Source organism: Streptosporangium sp. NPDC023825, assembly GCF_040639575.1.
GTDB lineage: Bacteria > Actinomycetota > Actinomycetes > Streptosporangiales > Streptosporangiaceae > Streptosporangium.
Window position 1 is genome coordinate 73,828 of the sequence record NZ_JBFAAE010000004.1, and the last position, 22,761, is coordinate 96,588.

The window sequence follows — 22,761 nt, forward strand, 5'->3', positions numbered from 1 at the left end:
TTGTCAGGGGGCTTGGTTCTGCGGCGTGACCTGGCCGTTGCCGCCGTTGCCGCCGCCGTTCAGCTGGGGCAGGATCTGGGCCAGCAGCAGGGTGGACAGGGCCGAGGTGTCGCCGGAGGCGCCGGAGGTGCGGACGACGACGGGGCGCGGGGCGCTCTCGGCGAGCCTGGCGCCCACGTCGAGCCTGCGGCGGGCCAGCTCGTACTGGAGCACCGCGCGGTTGTCGCGGTAGGAGTCGGCCAGCCTGCGCAGCCCCTTCGCCTCGTTCTCGGCGGAGGTGAGCTCGGCCCGGCCCTTCGCCTCGATCTCCCAGCGCACCCGCTGCGCCTCGGTCTCGTGCTCCTCCAGCATGCGGGCGACGTCCTTACGGGCGGTGTTGGCGGCGGCTCTCACCTCGACGATACGCGCGTCACGCGTCTTTTTGGAACGTTCGATCTCCATCAACAGGGTGTCGATCCTGCGCTTGCGGGTGAGCTCCCACTCGCGCTCGAAGGCCGACAGCTCCTTGGCGACCTTCTCGCGGGTGGCCAGATGCTGCTGGTACTGGTCGGGCAACTGCACGTCGGGGATGTTGGCGCCGGTGATGCGCACGCCGTACCGGCCGAGCTGGCGGGTGAGAAGCTCCTGCATGTCGCCGACGTCGGACCCCCGCAGGTCGTAGGCGCGCTCGGTGTTCACCAGGCGGCTGCGCTGGCGGATGGCGTCCTGTACGGCACTGCTGAGCACCAGGTCGAAGTTACCGGCGCCGATCGTACGGACGAAGGCCACCGGGTCGACGATGCGGAACTTCAGGAAGAACTCGATCGACTTCAGCGGGACGTTCTCCGCCGTCGGGCAGGCCACGATCGGCGCGGAGTAGGGGATCTCGGTGGAGGTGTCGACCACCGCGTCCACCCGGTCCCACGGCAGCCACAGGTAGTGGCGCCCCGGGGGCAGCGTGCCGACGATGGCGCCCCACCGGCTGCGCACGCCCGTGGTGCCCTCCTCGATCTCGATGATCGCCCGGCGCCACAGCCACACCAGCGCCGCGACCAGGGAGAACAACGCTCCGACCGCGGCCAGGAAGGAGAGCGCCCCGCCGGCGAACACCGCCGTGCCGGCCAGGTAGAGGGCCAGGAAGAGCAGCGCCACCCAGGCGAAGCCGCGGCGGTCCTTGGGGATCACCACGGGGACCAGCTGGCCCGACTCGCCGCCGCGCAGCAGCTGGCGGATCTCCGACCAGGAGGCCAGGGATTCCTTGATCTTGGAGAACTCTCTGCCGCTCATCGGACCTCTTCCTGGACTTCCTGGGCAGCCTGTCCTGCGGGGGGGACGGGGACGACGGTGTCGGCGGGGGTGTTGAGCAGGGCGCTGATCTCCGCCCCGCGCTCCTCGACGCGGCCGCCGATCTCGCTCATCCGCGCCCTGATCGCGGCCATGTCCGCCTGGGAGAACAGCTGGGCCTCGGGGTTGCCGACCAGTTGCCTGGCCAGGGCGAGCAGGTCGATGTCGACGGCGTCGCCGACCTGCACCAGCCGGGGCAGGTGCGAGGCGACGGATTCCAGCTTGTCGAGCAGGTCCTGCTGGAAGCGGTAGTCGAGGATCTCCGGCGCCTCGGCGGCGCTCAGCGAGCGGATGTCCAGCGCCTGCGCCTCCAGCAGCGCCGCGTTGGCCTTGGCGGTGGACTCCGCCTCCACCAGCCGCTGGCCGCCGGCGGCCTTGGCCTGGTGGGAGGCGCGTTCCAGCGCGGTGTCGATCCTGGCCTGGTGCCCGGCGATCTCGGCGTGGATGGCCGACAGCTGCTCCTGCAGCCCGGCCAGCTCCTTGATCAGGTCGCCCTCGTTCTGCTCCTTGCGCAGCTGGAGCTCGTACTCGTAGGTGTACGCCTCCTTGGCGACCCTGATCATCTCGGGGGCGGCCAGGTCCATCCGGTACTCCTGGCTGGACGGCTCGGCGTGCGTGATGTTGACGTCGGTGAGCCGTACGGCGGGCAGGAACTGCTGGTTGAGGTTGTCCAGCATGCCCATGGTGCTCTCGCCGACCAGGTCGTAGATCTCCTCGGCGCGCTGGGCGTAGATGAGGGAGCGGGTGACCTCGCTGATGGCGTTCTGCAGCTTGGCCTGGAAGCCGCTCACCGAGCCGAGCACGAAGATGAACTCGGCCGGGTCCTCGATCCGGAACTGCAGGAACAGGTCGACGCTCGCCTTGACGCCCTGCTGGGTGGGGGCCTCGCGGATGGGCGCGTTGAAGGGGTACTCGCGGGTGGTGTTGACGATGTAGCTGACCCGCTTCCACGGGTTGAACAGCGTCACCCGGCCCGGCTCGGCGATCTGCACGAGCTTGCCGAACTTCGTGATCAGGGCCTTGCAGCCCTCGGGCACCATGACCACGCTCCTGCGCCACCACAGGAACGCCGCGGCCAGCACGAGCACGGCCCAGTAGTGCGGGCCGAACAGCACCCGGGCCCCCTCGGGCAGCCCGGTGGCGACGAGCCCGACCAGGCCGAGCCCGGCCAGCACGACCAGCGGGACGACCACCCTGGCGGTGGTGCCCTTGGGGATCACCACGGGGGAGATGACGTGGACCGGCTCGCCGTTCGGGCCGTTGCCGCTGAAACTCCGGTTGACGATCTCCCCGGCCTCGTTGAGCGGGGCGCTGCGGGCCTCGATCACCGTGCCCAGGGACGAGCCCTGGTCGCGGGCGGCCATGAAGTCGGAGGGGTTGAGCGCGAAGCCCTTCTCGCCGGCGGAGCCGCCGGAGCCGGTGTTCCCGGCCACCTGGCCCGTGAACTGCTCGGCCACCTGCCCGGCGTACTGTCCCGCCGACTGGCCGGCGTACTGCCCCACGACCTGCCCGACGACCTGGCGCACGTCGCCGCCCTGTCCTATGGCCTGGGCTGCGGCCCTCGCGTACTGCGCGGCTTCTCTTGGCCGGGACATCACACCTCCGGGACGGTGATAGATCGAAAACTCGATATATCACGCTTTGTGATCATTGGTACGCGAGACAGTCAAGGGGATCCCGGTTGCGGATCGCTTGCCACGCGGTTGACGCCGGTCCACCCGTGCGCGGACCTATGAAGAAGGATTGTCGGTCACGCCACCTACAGTGGAACAGGTGAGGCCGGTAACAGATTTGCAGCGCAGGGTGGCGCCCTTCGAGGTCGTCACCGACATGACCCCATCGGGCGACCAGCCCGCCGCGATCGCCGAGCTCGAACGGCGTGTCAAGGCCGGCGACAGGGACAACGTCCTGCTGGGCGCCACGGGCACGGGCAAGACCGCCACGGTCGCCTGGCTGATAGAGCGCCTCCAGCGGCCGACCCTGGTCATCCAGCCCAACAAGACGCTCGCCGCCCAGTTCGCCAACGAGCTGCGCGAGATGATGCCCAACAACGCCGTCGAATACTTCGTCTCCTACTACGACTACTACCAGCCCGAGGCGTACGTCCCGCAGAGCGACACCTACATTGAGAAGGACTCCTCGATCAACGAGGAGGTCGAGCGGCTGCGCCACTCGGCGACCAACTCGCTGCTGACCCGCCGCGACACGATCGTGGTGGCCTCCGTGTCGTGCATCTACGGCCTGGGCACCCCGCAGGAGTACGTCGACCGCATGGTCAGGCTCAAGGTCGGCCAGGAGATCGACCGCGACACCCTGCTGCGCCGCCTGGTCGACATGCAGTACACCCGCAACGACATGGCCTTCACCCGGGGCACCTTCCGGGTGCGCGGCGACACCGTCGAGATCATCCCCAAGTACGAAGAGCTCGCCGTGCGGATCGAGATGTTCGGCGACGAGATCGAGAAGCTCGCGACCATGCACCCGCTCACCGGCGAGGTGATCACCGAGGACGAGGAGCTCTACATCTTCCCCGCCTCCCACTACGTCGCGGGCGCCGAGCGGATGGAGAACGCCGTCCGGGGCATCGAGGCCGAGCTGGCCGAGACCCTGGAGACCATGGAGCGCCAGGGCAAGCTCCTGGAGGCCCAGCGGCTGCGCATGCGCACCACCTACGACCTGGAGATGATGCGCCAGATCGGCACCTGCTCCGGCATCGAGAACTACTCGCGCCACATGGACGGCCGCACCCCGGGCAGCGCGCCCAACACCCTGCTCGACTACTTCCCCGAGGACTTCCTGCTGGTCCTGGACGAGTCCCACCAGACCGTCCCGCAGATCGGCGCGATGTACGAGGGGGACGCCTCCCGCAAGCGCACCCTCGTCGACCACGGCTTCCGCCTGCCGTCCGCGATGGACAACCGCCCGCTGAAGTGGGAGGAGTTCCTGGAGCGGATCGGCCAGACGGTCTACCTGTCGGCCACCCCCGGCTCCTACGAGCTGGGCCGCTCCAAGGGCGACGTGGTCGAGCAGGTCATCCGGCCGACCGGCCTGATCGACCCCGAGGTGATCGTCAAGCCGACCAAGTCGCAGATCGACGACCTGGTCCACGAGATCCGCACCCGTACGGAGAAGGACGAGCGGGTCCTGGTCACCACGCTGACCAAGAAGATGTCCGAGGACCTCACCGACTACCTGCTGGAGCTCGGCATCCGGGTCCGCTACCTGCACAGCGAGGTCGACACCCTGCGCCGCATCGAGCTGCTGCGCGAGCTGCGGATGGGCGAGTTCGACGTGCTGGTCGGCATCAACCTGCTCCGCGAGGGTCTCGACCTGCCCGAGGTGTCGCTGGTGGCCATCCTCGACGCCGACAAGGAGGGCTTCCTGCGCTCGGAGACCTCCCTGATCCAGACCATCGGCCGCGCGGCCAGAAACGTCTCCGGCCAGGTGCACATGTATGCCGACCGGGTCACTCCCTCCATGGAACGGGCGATCGACGAGACCAACCGCCGCCGGGCCAAGCAGATCGCCTACAACGAGGCCAACGGCATCGACCCGCAGCCGCTCCGCAAGAAGATCGCCGACATCCTCGACTCGCTCAACCGCGAGGACGCCGACACCGCCCAGCTCCTCGGCGGCAGCGGCCGCCAGCAGTCGCGCGGCAAGGCCCCCGTCCCCGGCTTCGCGATCAAGCAGGCGGGCCAGCACGCCAAGGCGATCGCCGGAGAGATGCCCAGGGCACAGCTGGAGGCGCTGATGGAGTCGCTCACCGAGCAGATGCACCAGGCCGCCACCGACCTCCAGTTCGAGGTCGCCGCCCGGCTCCGCGACGAGATCAAGGAGCTCAAGCGGGAGGTGCGCGACATGCGCGAGGCCGGGGTCTCCTGACCTCGCCTTCCTCCTGGCCGCCGCGGCCGGTACGGTCGCCTGATGCGACGGTGTACCGACTGCGGCTGCTGGGAGTACGGCGGGGCGCCCGGCTGTGCCCGATGCGCGGCGCTGGTCGACCGGATCGTCGAGGACGGCTGGCGGGGGTTCCTGCAAGAGCGATTCGGTGGGACTGGGCTGTCCGCCGAGGAGGAGTCGGCGATCGCCGAGATGGTCGCCGACGAGCCCGACCGGCACGACTGGCGCCTCGGCCTTCCCGCCCTGCTCGACGGCTTCCTGCCCACCACCGCCCAGGCCCAGGCCATGCGGGCCCGCATCAACGCCGGAGCCGGCTACGACGACCTCGCCGGGAGGTGGGGCTCGTCGTTCCCCTCCGACGCGGAGGCCACCGGCCCCGGCCGCCGCAGGGATGTCAAGAACCGATGAACTCACCGAGGTCGAGATCGATGTCGACCTCGAAGCCGACATCCGTCTTCAACCGCCCCCGGTGGATGCCCGTCGGAACGTACGCCTTGACGGCGGGCTCCAGCTCGAAGGTGTAGACGACGGGCCTGTCGTCCTCCTGCTCCACGCGCCAAAGGTGTCTGATCCCGGCGTCGGAGTATTTGATGGGCTTGGTGGTGCGGTCTCGCTCCAGCGACTCGGGGGACACCACCTCGACCACCAGGTGCACGTCCTCGGGTTTGAACGAGGTCGTCCTCAGGCTCGTCAGCGCGGAACTCGCCACCACCATGATGTCGGGCTCGGGCCGCTGCCTCATTCCCAATGTCACGGTCATCTCCCGGACGACCCTGAGATGAGCCGGCGGTCGTATGCCACGTTGCTTATCGATCATCAAGTTGATGACGAACATGTGGAAAGCGGTCTGCGGAGACATCATGATGAGCGACCCGTCGATCAGTTCGACATGCCGGGGCGCGCCAGGGGGAAGATGATCGAGCATGTCGGCGGTCCATCCGCCGGTCGGCCCCGGGTAGAACCACTCGGGGAAAACGGCTGTCATCAGAGAACCTCCTTCGGCGACACCCAGGAACATTACCTGACGGAGTCATCCTGACACCCGGCGTGTGCGGGCCGCAGGCCGTTCGAGACGCGATGACCACAAGGTCGCCGACCGGTGGCCCGCCCGGCGGCGGGAGCCGCCGGGAGAGGAGGGTCAGTGGGAGTCGTCGGGGTGGGAGCGGTTGATCATCGTGCGGTTGTAGAGCTCGTCGATCTGGTCCAGCGGGTCGGGAGCGCGGCGGCGCGCCTCGATCTCCAGGTCGGTGCGCCCCTGGATCTCCTCGATGCTCCCGGCCGAGTGCGCCATCTGGTCGTTGCGCAGGTCGGCCCTGATCCTGGCGCAGGACGTGGTCAGCTTGGCGTGGTGCTCGCGCAGGCGGCTCAGCGCCGTGTGGTCGATGTAGGGCGAGACCCGGCGCTCCTGGGCGTAGTGGGCGAGCTGGGCGTCGAGCTGGTCGGCGTGCACCGAGATCTCCGCCACGAGGTGGGGCAGGTCGCCCAGGCCCCAGCCGTCGCGCAGCGCGTGGTCCACGGCCTGGCGGGTCAGGGAGACCTCACGCCGCAGGTCGATGCGCATCCGCTCGGTCTCCGCGGCGTCGCCGGTGCCCATCGCCGCCACATGGGTCGCGACCCTGGTGGAGACGGCCCTGGCCTTCTTCGTGGCCTTCCTGCCGACCTTGACCAGAAGGTAGATCCCGACTCCTCCCAGGAGGAGGAAGAAGAACATGATCACCAGCAGGACGATGAGGAAATCGCCGATCGGAGCCACCTCCCGACAGGGGCTGGACAGGGTGTTTCGAGCATAGCCCGCGCCGCGGTCCCCGCGCGGGCGTCAGGCCTCGCGGGGTCGGCCGGTGCGGAGAGCGGTGCCGCGGCGCCCCCGGCGGGGTGCGCGGCACCGGTCATGAGGGGCACCGCGGTGCGGTCCGCGACACGGACCGCACCGGGGCCTGTGACGGTGTCGCGCGGGCGCGGTCTCATCGCAGGCTCGGGGCGGCCGCTCGCCGCCGTCGCCGTATCCTGCGGGTCGCCCACCAGGCGAACAGCGCCAGCCCCGCCACCACCACGACGACCAGGACCGGCAGGAAGATCGCCACCAGGCTGATGCCCAGGGCCCCGGCGTCCTCGACCGTGCTGACCACGGGCGCCCCCACCCCGGCCGTGGTGGCGTTGACCACGGGCCTGGTGGTCGCCTTCATGGTGTGCACGGCGAGGGCGATCGCGATTCCCAGCACCCAGCTGAGCCAGGGGTTGTGGGTCATCCAGGTCGAGCCGTCCAGCCGGGCGGCGGCCTCGGTGGCGCTGAAGACCACGCCGCCGGAGGCCGGGCGGACGACGGTCTGGATCATGTCGTTGACGCTGTCGACCACCGGGACCTTGTCGAGCACGAACTCCGCCAGGAGCAGCACGCCGATGATCCCGAGCACCCAGCCGTTGGACAGCCAGGCGAACTCCTGCGGCAGCCGTACGTGGTCGGTGAAGTTGGCGAGCAGGCCGACCACCAGCAGCGGGATGTAGGCGTTGAGCCCGGCCGCGGTGGAGAGTCCAAGGCCCGTCAGTGCCGCGAGCATCGCACCTCCGTAGTGTCTCTCTCCTCCTTCAACGGTTCCCGGCCGTCGATCGATCCCGATCCGTCCCCTATCGCGATATCACTCCGGTCTCGGTGTCCACGGGGTTCCTGACGTCCCTGGCGTTCCTGGCGTTCTCCGCGACCTCCAGGTGGGGCGGCAGCCACCCCTGGCCCGGTACGTAGTGGCGCACCACCTTGGCGGGGATGCCCGCGATCACGCTGTGGTCGGGGAACTCCCCGCGCACCACCGCCCCGCCCGCCACCACGCACTGCCTGCCGATCCGGGTGCCCGGCAGGATGATCGCGCCGGTGCCCAGCCACGAGCCGGACCCGATCGACACCGGGTTGTTGCGCGGCCACTGGCGGCCGATCGGCGCCTCGGGGTCGTCGTAGACGTGGTTCTGGTCGGTGATGTAGACGTACGGGCCGGTGAAGACGTCGTCGCCGATGTCGATCGACTGGTGGCCCACGATGTGACTGCCCCTGCCGATGGAGCAGCCCCCGCCGATCCGCACGATCGAGTCCGGGCCCAGGTCCACCCCGGGGCCCATGCCCGTGGAGATGGAGACCCGCTCGCCGATCAGGGTGTGGTCGCCGATCTCGATCCAGGCCTCGCCGAAGACGGCTCCCAGCGGGAACGACAGGCAGGTGCCCTCGCCGAGGCGCCGGAAGCGGTATCCGGCGGGGCTGGCGGGGGTGACGTCTCCGGCCTTGCGGGCCGCCTCCCAGAGCCGGTGGACGAGGCTGCCCAGGGCACGCCGTACCACACCATGAAGTGACATAACGGATCAAATTACCGCTTGGTTGGGTTTGAGGAGAACGCGGGTGGGGGGTTGTTCGGGTACTTCGCCTGCACCGTTTGTTATTCTGAGAGCCCGTGGACCTGTAGGCCATTCATCAGGGTGCGCCGACGATCTGTAACGACCACGGGAGCCTTCTTGCGCAGCGCCGCACACACCAAGCATCTGTTCGTCACCGGCGGCGTCGCCTCCAGTCTTGGGAAGGGACTGACGGCTTCCAGCCTCGGGCGCCTTCTCAAGCTGCGCGGCCTGCGGGTCACCATGCAGAAACTCGACCCCTACCTCAACGTCGACCCCGGCACGATGAACCCGTTCCAGCACGGTGAGGTGTTCGTCACCGACGACGGCGCCGAGACCGACCTCGACGTCGGCCACTACGAGCGGTTCCTCGACACCGAGCTGCACGGCTCGGCCAACGTGACCACCGGCCAGGTCTACTCCAACGTCATCGCCAAGGAGCGCCGCGGCGAGTATCTCGGGGACACCGTGCAGGTCATCCCGCACATCACCAACGAGATCAAGGACCGCATCCGGTCGATGGCCGGGCCCGACGTGGACGTGGTCATCACCGAGGTCGGCGGCACCGTGGGCGACATCGAGTCGCTGCCCTTCCTGGAGGCCGTCCGCCAGGTCCGCCACGAGGTCGGCCGCGACAACGTGTTCTTCCTGCACGTCTCGCTGCTGCCGTACATCGGGCCGAGCGGCGAGCTGAAGACCAAGCCGACCCAGCACTCGGTCGCCGCGCTGCGCAGCATCGGCATCCAGCCCGACGCGATCGTGTGCCGCTCCGACCGGCCGATCACCAACTCGCTCAAGCGCAAGATCAGCCTGATGTGCGACGTGGACGAGGACGCGGTCGTCTCCGCCATCGACGCCGCCAGCATCTACGACATCCCCAAGGTCCTGCACTCCGAGGGCCTGGACGCCTACGTGGTGCGCCGCCTGGGCCTGCCCTTCAGGGACGTCGACTGGAAGGAGTGGGAGCAGCTCCTGCGCCGGGTGCACCGCCCGGCCAACGAGGTCACGATCGCGCTCGTCGGCAAGTACATCGACCTGCCCGACGCCTACCTGTCGGTGACCGAGGCGCTGCGCGCGGGCGGCTTCGCCAACGACGCCCGCGTCAACATCCGCTGGGTCAAGAGCGACGACTGCGAGACCCCCGAGGGCGCGGCCCGCGAGCTCGACGGCGTCGACGGGGTCCTGGTGCCCGGCGGCTTCGGCGTACGCGGCATCGAGGGCAAGGTCGGCGCGATCCGGCACGTCAGGGAGAACAAGATCCCGCTGCTCGGCATCTGCCTGGGCATGCAGTGCATGGTCATCGACGCCGCCCGCAACCTCGCGGGCATCGAGGACGCCGGCAGCACCGAGTTCGACGCCGAGACCACCCACCCGGTCATCTCAACCATGGCCGACCAGGAGGACGTCGTCTCCGGCGAGCGCGACATGGGCGGCACCATGAGGCTGGGCCTGTACCCGGCCAGGCTCGGCGAGGGCACGCTCGCCCGCCAGCTGTACGGCATGGCGAAGGTGGACGAGCGCCACCGCCACCGCTACGAGGTCAACAACGCCTACCGCGAGCAGCTGGAGAAGGTCGGCATGGTCTTCTCCGGCCTCTCGCCCGACGGCCGCCTGGTGGAGTACGCCGAGCTGCCCGCCGACGTCCACCCCTTCTTCATCGGCACCCAGGCGCACCCCGAGTTCCGTTCCCGGCCGACCCGGGCGCACCCGCTGTTCAAGGGCCTGATCGGCGCCGCCCTGACGTACGCCGACATCCGCGGCACCGCCGCCAAGGCGGGGCGGGGAAAGTGAGCGGCTCGCGAGCGGGCGCGGGGGAGGGCCGGGACGCCGTGGACGCTGTGGACGTCGTGGACGTTCCCGAGGAGTGGAAGGTCGCCTCCTCCACCGAGCGCTTCCGCGCCCGCGTCATCACCGGGGTCACCGACGCGGTCGTGATGCCGGACGGCGAGGTCGTCGACCGCGACTACGTGACCCACCCGGGCTCCGTGGCCGTCGTCGCCCTCGACGAGCGGGGGCGGGTCCTGCTGATCCGCCAGTACCGCCACCCGGCACGGCGGCTGCTGTGGGAGCTGCCCGCCGGACTGCGCGACGTCGAGGGCGAGGCCCTGCAGGCGGGGGCGGCCCGCGAGCTCGCCGAGGAGGCGGGCTACCGGGCGGGCACCTGGCACACCCTGGTCGACGCCTTCACCTCGCCCGGGATGAGCGACGAGCGCACCCGCATCTTCCTCGCCAGGGACGTCAGCCCCATCCCGGAGGGGGAGCTGGACTTCGTCCACCGGCACGAGGAGGCCGACATGCCGGTGGTCTGGATTCCCCTGTCCGACGCGGTTCGGCGTGCCATGGCGGGAATGATCCACAATTCCCAAGCCGTGGCCGGTATTCTCGCCGCATACGCCGCTTCGGCGGACGGATTCGCCTCACTGCGGCCCGCCGACGCACCGGAGGCATGACAGGAGGACACCCTGAGCGAGACGGAGGCCGTCCTGTCCAGTTACCTCGCCCACCTGGCCGTGGAGCGGGGCTTGGCCGCCAACACCCTGGCCTCCTATCGCCGTGACCTCCTGCGGTACGTGGAGCATCTCAAGCAGCGCGGCCGCGTCACCTTCGGCGAGGTCGCCGAGGGTGACGTCACCGCCTTCGTGGCGGCGCTCAGGGAGGGCGGCGGGGGGCACCAGGCCCTCGTCGCCGCCTCGGCGGCGCGGGCCGTCTCCGCGGTGCGCGGCCTGCACCGCTTCGCGCTGAGCCAGGGCGTCTGCCGCCACGACCCGGCCCACGAGGTGCGCTCGCCGCGCCAGCTCAGGCGGCTTCCCAGGGCGATCAGCGTCCGCGACGTGGAGCGCCTGATCGCCGCCTCGGGGCCCGACGGAGCCCCGCTCACGCTGCGTAACCGGGCACTGCTCGAGCTGCTGTACGGCACCGGGGCGCGCATCTCCGAGGCCGTGGGGCTCACCGTCGACGACGTCGACCTGGGGGCCGAGGCCCAGCGGGTGCGCCTGCGCGGCAAGGGCGGACGCACCCGGCTGGTGCCCCTGGGCGGCTTCGCGGGGGAGGCGCTGCGCGCCTACCTCACCCGCGCGCGCCCGCGTATCGCCTCACACGGCCGGGGCACCTCGGGGCTCTTCCTCAACGCCAGGGGCGGGCGGCTCACCCGCCAGGGCGCCTGGGAGGTCCTCCAGGCCGCCGCCGAGCGCGGCGGGCTCGAAGGAGTGTCGCCACATATGTTGCGACATTCGTTCGCAACCCACCTCCTTGACGGGGGTGTGGACGTTAGGGTGGTCCAGGAACTACTCGGCCACGCCTCGGTGACCACCACCCAGGTGTACACACAGGTCACGGTCGACAAGCTCCGCGAGGTCTATGCCGCCGCGCATCCGCGCACACGGGATTGACCTTGCTTATGTCCGGGCGTGCCGCCTTGCCGCATACGTGTTGACGCCATAGTGTCCGTCCGGACGGTCCGGTTAGAGGCCGTCAGGGAGGTTCGACTGGTGACTGTGACCACCGACGGTTCTATCCGGGGAACGACCCCGGCAAACCCCGAGAATCCCTGGGGCGACACCAAGACCGCCGGGACCCCTCGCAGCGGGGGAGTCCTCGGCCCGACCGGGCGTCCCCGGCCGGTCTTCCCCGACCCGCCCCCCCGTACGGTGCACGGGCCGGCGAGGGTCGTCGCCATGGTCAACCAGAAGGGCGGCGTCGGCAAGACGACGACCACCATCAACCTGGGCGCCGCGCTGGCGGAGGCCGGGCTCAAGGTCCTGCTGGTCGACTTCGACCCGCAGGGTGCCCTCTCGGTCGGCCTCGGCATCAACCCCCTCCAGCTCGACCTGACGGTCTACAACCTCCTCATGGAGCGGCAGATCACCGCCAGGGACGTGCTGCTGGAGACCGGCGTCGAGGGCATGGACCTGCTGCCCAGCAACATCGACCTGTCGGCCGCGGAGGTCCAGCTCGTCACGGAGGTCGCCCGCGAGCAGGTGCTCGGCCGGGTGATCAAGCCCCTCCTGCCCGAGTACGACGTGTGCCTGATCGACTGCCAGCCCTCCCTGGGACTGCTCACGATCAACGCGCTGGCCTGCGCGCACGGCGTCATGGTGCCGCTGGAGTGCGAGTTCTTCGCGCTGCGCGGTGTCGCGCTGCTCATGGACACCATCATCAAGGTCCAGGAGCGCATCAACGACGAGCTGGTCATCGAGGGCCTGCTCGCCACCATGTACGACGCGCGCACCCTGCACGGCCGCGAGGTGCTGGCCCGGGTCGTCGAGGCCTTCGACGAGAAGGTCTACCACACGGTGATCAACCGGACGGTTCGCTTTCCCGACGCCACCGTGGCCGGTGAGCCCATCACCAGCTTCGACTCCTCCTCGCTCGGTGCCAGCGCCTACCGCGAGCTCGCCAGGGAAGTCCTGGCCAGGTGGGCCGCGCTGGAGCGGTGATCCCACCCCCGGGTGCGGGACAATGGCGGGATGACCGAGCAGCCGAGGACCGACGATGACACCTTCAAGGTGCATCTGGAGGTCTTCGAGGGTCCTTTCGACCTCCTGCTCGGTCTGATCTCCAAGCACAAGCTGGACATCACCGAGGTCTCGCTCAGCCAGGTGACCGACGAGTTCATCTCCTACATCCGGGCCAGGGGCCCGGAGTGGGACCTGGACCAGACGAGTCACTTCCTGCTCGTCGCGGCGACCCTGCTCGATCTCAAGGCCGCCAGGCTGCTGCCCTCGGGCGAGGTCGACGACGAGGAGGACCTGGCCCTCCTGGAGGCCCGTGACCTGCTGTTCGCCCGCCTCCTGCAGTACCGGGCCTACAAGGAGGTCGTCAAGGTCTTCTCCGGCCGGATGGCCGAGGAGGCGCTGCGCTTCCCCCGCACCGTGCCGATGGAGGCCGAGTTCGCGAGCCTGCTGCCCGAGCTGATCCTCGGCATCGGCCCAGACCGCCTCGCGGAGATCGCTCAGCGGGCCTTCGCCCCCAAGGTGCCCCCGTCGGTCTCGACGGCCCACATCTACCAACCGCTCGCCAATGTCCGCGAGCAGGCGGTTATCCTTGTCGAGCGGCTGCGGCGGATGCGCCGGGCGACTTTCCGGGCCCTCACCTCCGACTGCGCCGGAACCTTCGAGGTCGTGGCGCGTTTCCTGGCCGTCCTGGAGCTCTACCGGGAGGCGGCCGTGTCCTTCGAGCAGGTGGAGCCTCTCGGAGAGCTGCACGTGACCTGGACCGGCAGCGACGACGGCGACGTCGCCGTGGCCGACGACTACGACGAGACCCCGAACAGCCCGAGGAGAGAGCCCGCCGATGACTGACCTGGCGCCCGAGCCCGGTTCGCGTGCCGAGCTCGGCCCGTCCGCCGAGCCCGGTCCGCACGCCGAGCCGGGCCCGCGTGCCGAGCCGGACCTGCGTGCCGGGCTGGAGGCCATCCTGCTGGTGGTCGACGAGCCCGTCGCCGAGGTGACGCTCGCCCAGGTTCTGGAACGGCCCGTCCACGAGATCGGGCGGGCGATCCGGGAGCTCTCGGCGGAATACACCGCCGCCGGACGGGGTTTCGACCTGAGAGAGGTCGCGGGCGGCTGGCGGTTCTACACGCGGGCCGAGTGCGCGCCACTCGTGGAGCGGTTCGTCCGCGACGGCCAGCAGACGCGCCTGACCCAGGCCGCGCTGGAGACCCTGGCCGTGGTCGCCTACCGGCAGCCGGTGAGCCGGGCCCGGGTGGCGGCCATCCGCGGTGTCAACAGCGACGGCGTCATGCGCACGCTGATGACGAGGGGGCTGGTCGAAGAGGCCGGCACCGAACCGGAGAGCCAAGCCGTGCTCTACCGGACGAGTTCGTATTTTCTCGAGCGGATGGGCCTGCGGGAGCTCGACGAGCTTCCCGAGCTGGCACCCTTCCTGCCCGACGACATGGAATCCCTAGAGGAGCAGAAGTAGTGAACAACAGGCGTAGTACCCCGTCCGGTGATGGACGCGGTCAAGGCCGTGGCGGAGCCCCGCGCGGTGGCAATCCCCGTGGGGGCTCGCAGTCCGGTGGATTCCGCGGCGGCTCCTCCCGAGGCGGGTCCTCCTCCGGCGGGTCCCGGGGCGGTTTCCGCTCCGACGGCCCGCGCCGCGACGATCGCGGTGGTTCGTCGTCCGGTGGTTTCCGTTCCGACGGTCCGCGTCGTGATGATCGTGGGGGTTTCCGGGCGGAGCGGGACGGTTCGCGGAGTCAGTACGGCGGGGGCAGGCCCTCGGGTGGTTCGCAGGGCGGTTTCCGTTCCGACGGCCCGCGTCGTGACGATCGCGGTGGTTCGTCGTCCGGTGGTTTCCGTTCGGACGGCCCGCGCCGCGATGATCGCGGTGGTTCGTCGTCCGGTGGTTTCCGTTCCGACGGTCCGCGTCGTGATGATCGTGGGGGTTTCCGGGCGGAGCGGGACGGTTCGCGGAGTCAGTACGGCGGGGGCAGGCCCTCGGGCGGTTCGCAGGGGGGTTCGCAGGGCGGTTTCCGCTCCGACGGCCCGCGTCGTGACGACCGCGGTGGTTCGTCGTTCGGCGGTTCGCGCGGTGGCTTCCGTTCCGACGGCCCGCGCCGCGACGACCGCGACGGTTTCCGTTCCGACGGCCCGCGCCGCGATGATCGCGGTGGCTTCCGTTCCGACGGTCCGCGTCGCGATGATCGCGGTGGCTTCCGTTCGGACGGCCCGCGCCGCGATGATCGCGGTGGTTCGTCGTCCGGTGGTTTCCGTTCCGACGGTCCGCGTCGTGATGATCGTGGGGGTTTCCGGGCGGAACGGGACGGTTCGCGGAGTCAGTACGGCGGGGGCAGGCCCTCGGGCGGTTCGCAGGGCGGTTTCCGTTCTGACGGCCCGCGCCGCGACGACCGCGGCGGCTTCCGCGCCGACCGTGACGGCTCGCGCGGCAGGCCCGGCTCCGACCGCGGTCGCGGCGACGCGCCCGCCGGCGGCTCCCGCGGCCGCTTCGGCAGGACCGGGCGCCGGGACGACGTCCAGACCATCGGTGGCGGCAGCGCCGGGGCGTACGGCGAGCGCCGGGCCCCCGCGGACCGCTCCGGTGACCGATCCGCCGGCCGGGCTCCCGCGGCGAAGGCGCCGCTCAGGCCGGGCACGATCGCGAACGACCGGTTCAAGACCGCTCGCCAGCCCAAGCGCGACTCCGACTTCTACGACCGCGACTACGTCGACGAGCGCGACACCACCGAGGTTCCCGACGGCATCCGGCTGCAGAAGGTCCTCGCCCAGGCGGGCGTCGCCAGCCGCCGGGCCTGCGAGGACATGATCGGCGAGGGCCGGGTGACGGTCGACGGCCAGGTGGTCCGCCGCTTCGGCGCCCGGGTCGACCCCGCCAGGCAGGTCATCCACGTCGACGGCAAGCGCCTGCCGACCATGCCCGACCTGGTCTACCTCGCGATCAACAAGCCGATCGGCGTCGTCAGCACCATGTCCGACCCGGACGGCCGCCCCTCGCTGGCCGACTTCGTGGCCGACCGCACCGAGCGGCTGTTCCATGTGGGACGTCTCGACACCGAGACCGAGGGCCTGATCCTGCTCACCAACGACGGCGAGCTGGCCAACAGGCTCACCCACCCGAGCTACGGCGTCCAGAAGAAGTACTGGGCGAAGGTTCCCGGCCGGATCGAGCGCGACCTCGGCCGCCGCCTGAAGAAGGGCGTCGAGCTGGAGGACGGCCTCGCCAAGGCCGACTCCTTCGCCCTGGTCCAGGAGCACGGCCAGCAGGCGCTGATCGAGATCGTGCTGCACGAGGGTCGCAAGCACATCGTCCGCCGCATGCTGGAGGAGGTCGGGCACCCGGTCATCGACCTGGCCCGCATCGAGTTCGGCCCGGTCAAGCTCGGCCGCCTCAAGCCGGGCACCGTGCGTGCGCTGACCCTCACGGAAGTCGGGGAACTCTACGCCGCCGTCGGGTTGTAGCCTTCCCTGAACGCGTGTTAGGACGCGCCGGATCACCCTCGAGGGTGATCCGGCGCGGAGGGACTGGAGGAACGACGATGGTGCGGGCGATCCGCGGTGCGATCCAGGTCGAGTCCAACGACCGGGACGACATCCTGTCCGGCGTCACCGAACTGGTCGCGGAGGTGATGGGGCGCAACAGGCTCACCACCGACGACGTGATCAGCGTGATCTTCACGGCCACGCCCGATCTCACCGCCGAGTTCCCCGCCCTGGCCGCCCGCAAGCTCGGCTTCCACGACGTCCCGCTGATCTGCGCCTCCGAGATCGACGTCCCCGGCGCGCTGCCCCGCGTGGTGCGGCTGATGGCCCACGTCGAGGTCGACCGGCCCCGCCAGGAGATCCAGCACGTCTACCTGCGTGGCGCGGTCGCCCTTCGCGTGGACATCGCCCAGTGAGCCCCTTATGCGGAACCACCTCCGGGGGGCTCGGGTGAGCGGCCTCGGAAGCGTCCTGGTCGTCGGCACGGGACTGATCGGCACCTCGATCGCGCTGGCCCTGCGCGAGCAGGGCGTGGCCGTCCACCTGGACGACCGCGACGCGGGATCCCTGCGGCTGGCGCGGGAGCTGGGCGCCGGCGTCGAGTGGGCCGAGGGCGTGACGGTGGACGTCGCGATCATCGCGGTCCCGCCGCAGGCGGTCGCGGAGCGGCTCGCCGCCCTCCAGAAGGCCGGTACGGCCCGTTTCTACACCGACGTGGCCAGCGTGAAGGCGCTTCCGCTCAGGGAGGCCGCGAGCCTCGGCTGCGACCTGACGACCTATGTCGCCGGGCACCCGCTCGCCGGACGCGAGCGCTCCGGGCCCGCCGCGGCGCGGGCCGACCTGTTCCTCGGGCGCCCGTGGGCGCTGTGCCCGACCGAGGAGACCTCGCCCGACGCCGTGGAGGCCCTGTACGGGCTCGTCAAGCTCTGCGGCGGCGAGGCGGTCAGGATCGGTGCCGAGGAGCACGACAGGGCCGTGGCGGTCGTCTCACACGCCCCGCACGTGACCGCCTCCGCGGTGGCCGCCCGCCTCGCGGAGGCGTCGGCCTCCGCGCTCGGCCTGGCCGGGCCGGGGGTGCGCGACGTCACCCGCATCGCGGCGGGCGACCCGAGGCTGTGGACCGGGATCCTGTCGGGCAACGCGCTGCCGGTGGCCGAGGTGCTGGAGGCGGTGGCGGCCGACCTGGCCGCCGCGGCGGCCTCGCTCCGTACCTCGGCGGCCTCCGCCGACCCCGGCGCCATGACCCGCGTCACCGAGCTGCTGTACCGGGGCGTCGCGGGCACGGGCCGGATCCCCGGCAAGCACGGTGGTCCCGCGCGCACCTACACGGCCGTCCAGGTCATCGTCGGCGACCGGCCCGGCGAGCTGGCCCGGCTTTTCCAGGCGGCCAAGGAGGCGGGCGTCAACATCGAGGACGTCCGGCTCGAGCACGCCCCCGGGCTGCCGCTGGGCGCCGCCGAGCTCTGGGTGCAGCCGGAGGCGGTGGAGGCGCTGGCCGAGGCTCTGCGGGAGAACGGCTGGCACCTGCCGTGACCCCGTCCGCCTTCTCGCTCGATGCGTGGTTCCTTCCCGGCTCCCGGTAGCCTCGTACGGACAACTGAAGCGGGCTGCAAGGGAGAGGCGTCGTGACCGGACTGGTCGTCGCCATGGACGGTCCTTCGGGATCGGGCAAGTCGAGCGCGTCACGAGGGGTGGCGCGAGCCTTGGGGCTGCGTTACCTCGATACCGGCGCGATGTACCGGGCGATCACCTGGTGGATGCTCCAGAAGGGCGTCGACCTCGCCGATCCCGAGGCGATCGCCGCCAGGGCGCTCGACCCGGTCCTCACGCTGGGCACCGACCCGGACACGGCGGTGGTGGCGGTCGACGGCGTCGACGCCGTCGCGCCGATCCGCACCGCCGAGGTCACCGCGGCCGTCTCGGCGGTCAGCGCGGTGCCCGAGGTACGCCACCGCCTGGTGGCCGAGCAGCGTGAGATCATCGGCTCGGGCGGCATCGTCGTCGAGGGCCGTGACATCGGCACGGTGGTGGCGCCCGGCGCCGCGGTCAAGATCTACCTGACCGCGAGCGCGGACGCCAGGGCGCTGCGCCGCACGGCGGAGCTCACCGGGACCACGGTGGCGGCGCAGCGGGCCGCGATGGCCCGCCGCGACACCCTCGACTCGACCAGGAAGGCAGACCCGCTGGCGAAGGCGGCCGACGCCGTCGAGCTCGACACCACGGCGCTGAACCTCGAAGAGGTCATCGCCGAAATACTGCGTGTGATTAAGGAAAAGGCGTGACCGGGGTATACGACGACGACAACGGCTGGATCGACGCGGAGCTCGCCGATTCAGGGACCGACGACAGCTCGCAGCGGGATGTGGGGCCCGACACGGCCCCGCAGCCGGTAGTGGCCGTGGTGGGCCGCCCCAACGTGGGCAAGTCCACCCTGGTCAACCGGATCATCGGCCGCCGGGAGGCGGTCGTGGAGGACGTGCCGGGGGTGACCCGCGACCGGGTCACGTACGACGCCACGTGGCGGGGGCGCCGGTTCACGGTGGTCGACACCGGAGGCTGGGACCCCGACGCGACCGGCATGGCGCTGAAGATCGCCGAGCAGGCCCAGGTCGCGGCCGAGCTGGCCGACGTGATCCTGTTCGTGGTCGACGCCGTCGTGGGCGTGACCGACGCGGACGAGATCGTCGGCCACGTGCTGCGCGGGTCCGGCAAGCCGGTCATCCTCGCCGCCAACAAGGTCGACAACCAGCAGATGGAGCTCGAGGCCGCCGGGCTGTGGGCCCTCGGCCTGGGCGAGCCGCAGCCGGTCTCGGCCCTGCACGGCCGCTCCAGCGGCGACCTGCTGGACGTGATCCTCGACAAGCTGCCGGAGACGCCCGAGCAGCGTTTCGGCCCCGAGCGCGGCCCGCGCAGGGTCGCCCTGGTCGGCAAGCCCAACGTGGGCAAGTCCTCGCTGCTGAACAAGCTGGCGGGCTCCGAGCGCGTGCTCGTCGACCCGATGGCGGGCACCACCCGCGACCCGGTGGACGAGCTGGTCGAGCTCGGCGGCAAGACCTGGCGCTTCGTCGACACCGCCGGGATCAGGCGGCGTGACCGCGAGCTCAAGGGCGCCGACTTCTACGCGAGCATGCGCACCCGGGGGGCCCTGGAGCGCTCGGAGATCGCGGTGGTGCTCATCGACGCCAGCGACGTGCTGACCGAGCAGGACCTGCGGATCATCTCCCTGGTGATCGAGTCCGGCCGGTGCATGGTCGTGGCGTTCAACAAGTGGGACCTGCTCGACGAGGACCGCCGTTACTACCTGGAGAAGGAGATCGACCGCCAGCTCGTCCGCGTGCCGTGGGCGCTGCGGATCAACATCTCGGCGAAGAACGGCTGGCACGTCGACCGGATCGTCCCCGCGATCGAGAAGGCCCTCGACTCCTGGTCGACCCGGGTGCCCACCGCCCGGCTCAACGCCTTCCTGACCGACCTGGTCGCGGCCACCCCGCCGCCGGTCCGCAGCGGTAAGCAGCCCAAGATCCTCTTCGCCACGCAGGCGTCGACGGAACCGCCGAAGTTCGTGCTGTTCACCTCGGGCTTCCTGGAGGAGACCTACCGCCGCTTCATCGAGCGCCGGATCCGCGAGGAGTTCGGCTTCGCCGGGTCGCCCATCGAGGTCACCATGAAGATCCGCGAGAAGCGCCAGGGGCAGAAGAAGAAGTAGCGGCGACGGCCCCGCCCCGGACAGGACTCCTGTCCGGGGCGGGGCCGTCTCGGGTTCCGGCCCGCGCCCGGGGGTCAGGTCCCGTCCACCCGCCCGGACCCGCGTGGCAGCAGCAGCGCGACCAGCACGCCCACCCCGCACAGGACGGAGGTGATCAGGAAGATCTCGCTGTACTCGGTGTGCAGCGCCTCCTTCACCTCGCGCTGGTACTCGGCGAGCCGCCCGGCGTACACGAGGGGGTCCACGCCGAAGGGCAGCGGCGTGTCCAGGTCGGCGGTGAGCGACTGGAAGCGGTGGAAGCCCCACGCCGACAGCCCGGCGACGCCGAGCAGCATGCCCATCATCCGGGCCACGACCACCGCCGCCGAGGCCACCCCGTGCCGGGCGGCGGGTACGGCCCGCAGCACCGCCGAGGAGATCGGGGCGATCACCAGGCCGAGCCCCAGGCCGGCGACGATCAGGTCGGCGTCCATGCGGTATCCGGCCGAGGCCAGGTCCAGGGGCCACTGGCCGATGCGGACGTATCCGGCGGCGGCCACCGCAAGCCCGATCACCGTCACCGCGCGCTCGCCGTAGCGGCGGGCCATGACACCGCCTGCCAGCGCGGCCACGGAGAGCGCGACGAGGAAGCGCGACAGCACCAGGGCGCCGTCCAGGCTGTCCAGGCCCAGCAGCGTCTGCGCCGAGAGCTGCACGTCGACCAGGGTCACCAGCAGCGCGGCGCCGCTCAGGAAGCTCACCCCGAGCGTGGCGAGGAACGGGCCGCGCGACACCCCCGTCATGTCGATCAGCCGGGTCCTGGCGCGCCACTCCCACGCGACGAACGCGGCACCGGACACGACCCCGGCGACGATCGTGGGAATGCCCCACGGGGGAAGGATCGACTCGTCGGGGTCGGGGTTGTAGAGACCGGCCACGAGCAGGCCGAGCGCGAGCGCGAGCAGCAGCCCGCCGACCACGTCGACGCGCTCAGTGCTCCCGCGGGCACGGTCGCGGGCGGGCGGCGGCACCGACCGCTGCACGGCGATCGCCGCCAGGGCCACCAGCGGGACGTTCAGCCAGAAGATCGACCGCCAGCCGCCGAGCTGCACGCCGCCGACCTGGAGGGTGGCCGGGACCAGGGCGGCGAGGGCCGCGCCGTACAGGGGGCCCAGCACGCTGCCGAGCTCCTGGGCCGATCCCACCGCGCCGAGCGCCACCGGACGCTCGTCCTCGTCCCACAGGTCCCCGATCAGGGCCATGGTGATGGGCAGCAGCGCGCCGCCCGCGACGCCCTGCACGGCCCGTCCCGCGACCAGCCAGGGCACCGTGTCGCCCAGCGCGGTGACGACCGAGCCCACGGCGAAGCCCGCCAGGCACAGGTGGATGAGCGGGCGCCTGCCGTAGCGGTCGGAGAGCTGGCCGAGCAGCGGCATGGCCGCGATGTAGCCGAGCAGGAAGCCGGTGACGATCGGAGTGGCCCGCTCCAGGTGGTTGAGGGGGACGTCGACGTCCCTCGCGATGTCGACGAGGACGGTGACCACCACATACGCGTCCAGGGCCGCCAGCAGCACCGCCGTGCCGCCGACGCCGAGGGCGGTCCGCCGCCGGGCCGCGAGCGCGCCCTCCGGGGTGGTACGGGTCATCGTCACTCCGCCGGAGCGGTGACCTGGACCGGCACGTCGTAGTCGCTGAAGGCCACGATCACCTTGCCGCCGGTCAGGGGCAGGTCCGCCTTGAGCAGCCGGCTGGTGGCCTTGTCGATCCAGAGTACGGCGTCGACGCTCTGCGTGAGGCCGGGCACCATCGTGGCGAGCACCTGCTGGGAGAGCGTCGCCGAGACCCGGTAGGCGTCGACGCCGTCCAGCTTCTCCGCCGCCTGGGTCTTCGCGTCCAGCGCGTTGGCCAGCAGCTGCACGACGCCCTTGTCCGGGTCGAGGATGGCGGAGGGGTCGTAGATCGCCGCCAGCTGGCTCCGCGACATCCGCTGGAAGCCGCCGGTCACGCCCTTGAAGTGGACGGTCTCCCCGATCAGTACGAAATTGATCTCCTGGAGACTGCCCATCACGTCGATCTGGAGGGTGCCGTCCGCGTCGCCGGTCCCGCTGAGGCGGCCGGAGGCCTTCTTGACCGGTACGGGGGGCGCGCCCTCGGTCTCCATCGAGAAGGCGGCCGACTTCACGGCGCGCGTCGCGTCCGCGGATTTCCTGAGCAGGTCGGCTCCGTCGGGAAGGGCCGCTGTGCCGTCGGAGGCACCACTGCCGCTGCACGCGGTGACCAGAAAGAACGCGGCGATCACCGCGGTGATGAGGATCCGGCGAGCAGACATGGGCGGATCGTAACGACACTCCGGTCTACTAAGGAGTAACGACCGGTATCGGTTTCGCGTCGGCGGGCGTCCCAACCGGTTTCCCCGCCGGGTTTCGCGTCGGCTGACGCCCTCGCGGACCCCACCGGCAGGTCTCGCGCCGGTGGACGGTTCCGCGGCCTGCGCCGCCCGGTCTCGCGCCGGGGGAGGGTGCCGCGGTCTGTCCCGCC

General features: G+C 70.8%; 21 protein-coding genes. 13 read left to right on the forward strand and 8 right to left on the reverse strand.

Annotation, left to right across the window (positions count from 1 at the left end; genetic code table 11):
- Window positions 1-3: 3 nt before the first annotated feature.
- Both AB0G15_RS04860 and AB0G15_RS04865 read right to left on the reverse strand, forming a co-directional pair.
- Complete coding sequence (locus AB0G15_RS04860) at window positions 4-1,266, reverse strand: SPFH domain-containing protein (RefSeq protein ID WP_362676108.1); 1,263 nt, start codon at window positions 1,264-1,266, stop codon at window positions 4-6.
- Complete coding sequence (locus tag AB0G15_RS04865) at window positions 1,263-2,918, reverse strand: SPFH domain-containing protein (protein WP_362835395.1); 1,656 nt, start codon at window positions 2,916-2,918, stop codon at window positions 1,263-1,265. Before AB0G15_RS04865 ends, AB0G15_RS04860 begins: the two co-directional genes overlap by 4 nt.
- A 178-nt stretch (window positions 2,919-3,096) precedes the next feature.
- On the opposite strand from AB0G15_RS04865, the gene uvrB reads away from it, so the two are divergent.
- Together uvrB and AB0G15_RS04875 are read left to right on the forward strand one after the other, a co-directional pair.
- Window positions 3,097-5,208 carry an excinuclease ABC subunit UvrB gene (gene uvrB / locus AB0G15_RS04870; protein ID WP_362676104.1) on the forward strand — a complete coding sequence of 704 codons (2,112 nt, stop codon included), beginning with the start codon at window positions 3,097-3,099 and terminating at the stop codon, window positions 5,206-5,208.
- A 42-nt stretch (window positions 5,209-5,250) separates the two neighbouring features.
- Window positions 5,251-5,634: a hypothetical protein gene (locus AB0G15_RS04875; RefSeq protein WP_362835397.1), complete on the forward strand. Its 384-nt coding sequence runs from the start codon at window positions 5,251-5,253 to the stop codon at window positions 5,632-5,634.
- On the opposite strand, the gene AB0G15_RS04880 is transcribed toward AB0G15_RS04875, so the two are convergent.
- The 4 genes from AB0G15_RS04880 to AB0G15_RS04895 all read right to left on the reverse strand — a co-directional run bounded on the left by AB0G15_RS04880 (window position 5,621) and on the right by AB0G15_RS04895 (window position 8,562).
- On the reverse strand, window positions 5,621-6,211 hold the full coding sequence (locus AB0G15_RS04880; protein ID WP_362835399.1) for a Uma2 family endonuclease: 591 nt from the start codon (window positions 6,209-6,211) through the stop codon (window positions 5,621-5,623). The genes AB0G15_RS04875 and AB0G15_RS04880 overlap by 14 nt on opposite strands.
- A 153-nt stretch (window positions 6,212-6,364) precedes the next feature.
- Window positions 6,365-6,979, reverse strand: coding sequence for a hypothetical protein (locus AB0G15_RS04885; RefSeq protein ID WP_362835401.1), 615 nt, complete (start codon window positions 6,977-6,979; stop codon window positions 6,365-6,367).
- Between the two features lie 208 nt (window positions 6,980-7,187).
- A complete protein-coding gene (locus tag AB0G15_RS04890) occupies window positions 7,188-7,781 on the reverse strand; it encodes a DUF4126 domain-containing protein (RefSeq protein ID WP_362835403.1) in 594 nt (197 codons plus the stop codon).
- Between the two features lie 67 nt (window positions 7,782-7,848).
- Entirely contained in the window at window positions 7,849-8,562 is a 714-nt protein-coding gene (locus tag AB0G15_RS04895; RefSeq protein ID WP_362835405.1) for an acyltransferase, read from the reverse strand.
- Between the two features lie 156 nt (window positions 8,563-8,718).
- On the opposite strand from AB0G15_RS04895, the gene AB0G15_RS04900 reads away from it, so the two are divergent.
- The 11 genes from AB0G15_RS04900 to der all read left to right on the forward strand — a co-directional run bounded on the left by AB0G15_RS04900 (window position 8,719) and on the right by der (window position 20,244).
- Window positions 8,719-10,389 carry a CTP synthase gene (locus AB0G15_RS04900; protein ID WP_362835407.1) on the forward strand — a complete coding sequence of 557 codons (1,671 nt, stop codon included), beginning with the start codon at window positions 8,719-8,721 and terminating at the stop codon, window positions 10,387-10,389.
- A complete protein-coding gene (locus AB0G15_RS04905; protein WP_362835409.1) occupies window positions 10,386-11,048 on the forward strand; it encodes an NUDIX hydrolase in 663 nt (220 codons plus the stop codon). The genes AB0G15_RS04900 and AB0G15_RS04905 overlap by 4 nt, the downstream gene beginning before the upstream one ends.
- 12 nt (window positions 11,049-11,060) lie before the next feature.
- Window positions 11,061-11,987 carry a tyrosine recombinase gene (locus AB0G15_RS04910; RefSeq protein WP_362835930.1) on the forward strand — a complete coding sequence of 309 codons (927 nt, stop codon included), beginning with the start codon at window positions 11,061-11,063 and terminating at the stop codon, window positions 11,985-11,987.
- A gap of 99 nt (window positions 11,988-12,086) precedes the next feature.
- Window positions 12,087-13,034 carry a ParA family protein gene (locus tag AB0G15_RS04915; protein WP_329093373.1) on the forward strand — a complete coding sequence of 316 codons (948 nt, stop codon included), beginning with the start codon at window positions 12,087-12,089 and terminating at the stop codon, window positions 13,032-13,034.
- Between the two features lie 30 nt (window positions 13,035-13,064).
- Window positions 13,065-13,898, forward strand: a complete 834-nt coding sequence (locus tag AB0G15_RS04920; RefSeq protein ID WP_362835411.1) for a segregation/condensation protein A — start codon at window positions 13,065-13,067, stop codon at window positions 13,896-13,898.
- A complete protein-coding gene (gene scpB / locus AB0G15_RS04925; RefSeq protein WP_362835413.1) occupies window positions 13,891-14,520 on the forward strand; it encodes an SMC-Scp complex subunit ScpB in 630 nt (209 codons plus the stop codon). The genes AB0G15_RS04920 and scpB overlap by 8 nt, the downstream gene beginning before the upstream one ends.
- Entirely contained in the window at window positions 14,520-16,517 is a 1,998-nt protein-coding gene (locus AB0G15_RS04930; RefSeq protein WP_362835416.1) for a pseudouridine synthase, read from the forward strand. The genes scpB and AB0G15_RS04930 overlap by 1 nt, the downstream gene beginning before the upstream one ends.
- Window positions 16,518-16,594: 77 nt before the next feature.
- Complete coding sequence (gene aroH, locus AB0G15_RS04935; protein ID WP_362835418.1) at window positions 16,595-16,954, forward strand: chorismate mutase; 360 nt, start codon at window positions 16,595-16,597, stop codon at window positions 16,952-16,954.
- A 7-nt stretch (window positions 16,955-16,961) separates the two neighbouring features.
- Complete coding sequence (locus AB0G15_RS04940; RefSeq protein ID WP_362835420.1) at window positions 16,962-18,071, forward strand: prephenate dehydrogenase; 1,110 nt, start codon at window positions 16,962-16,964, stop codon at window positions 18,069-18,071.
- Between the two features lie 92 nt (window positions 18,072-18,163).
- Window positions 18,164-18,820 (forward strand): (d)CMP kinase, encoded by a 657-nt coding sequence (cmk, locus tag AB0G15_RS04945; RefSeq protein ID WP_362835422.1) that lies wholly within the window; start codon window positions 18,164-18,166, stop codon window positions 18,818-18,820.
- Window positions 18,817-20,244, forward strand: a complete 1,428-nt coding sequence (gene der, locus AB0G15_RS04950; RefSeq protein ID WP_362835424.1) for a ribosome biogenesis GTPase Der — start codon at window positions 18,817-18,819, stop codon at window positions 20,242-20,244. The genes cmk and der overlap by 4 nt, the downstream gene beginning before the upstream one ends.
- A 74-nt stretch (window positions 20,245-20,318) precedes the next feature.
- On the opposite strand, the gene AB0G15_RS04955 is transcribed toward der, so the two are convergent.
- Window positions 20,319-21,869 (reverse strand): MFS transporter, encoded by a 1,551-nt coding sequence (locus tag AB0G15_RS04955; protein ID WP_362835426.1) that lies wholly within the window; start codon window positions 21,867-21,869, stop codon window positions 20,319-20,321.
- Between the two features lie 2 nt (window positions 21,870-21,871).
- Complete coding sequence (locus tag AB0G15_RS04960; protein ID WP_362676070.1) at window positions 21,872-22,552, reverse strand: LppX_LprAFG lipoprotein; 681 nt, start codon at window positions 22,550-22,552, stop codon at window positions 21,872-21,874.
- Window positions 22,553-22,761 lie beyond the last annotated feature (209 nt).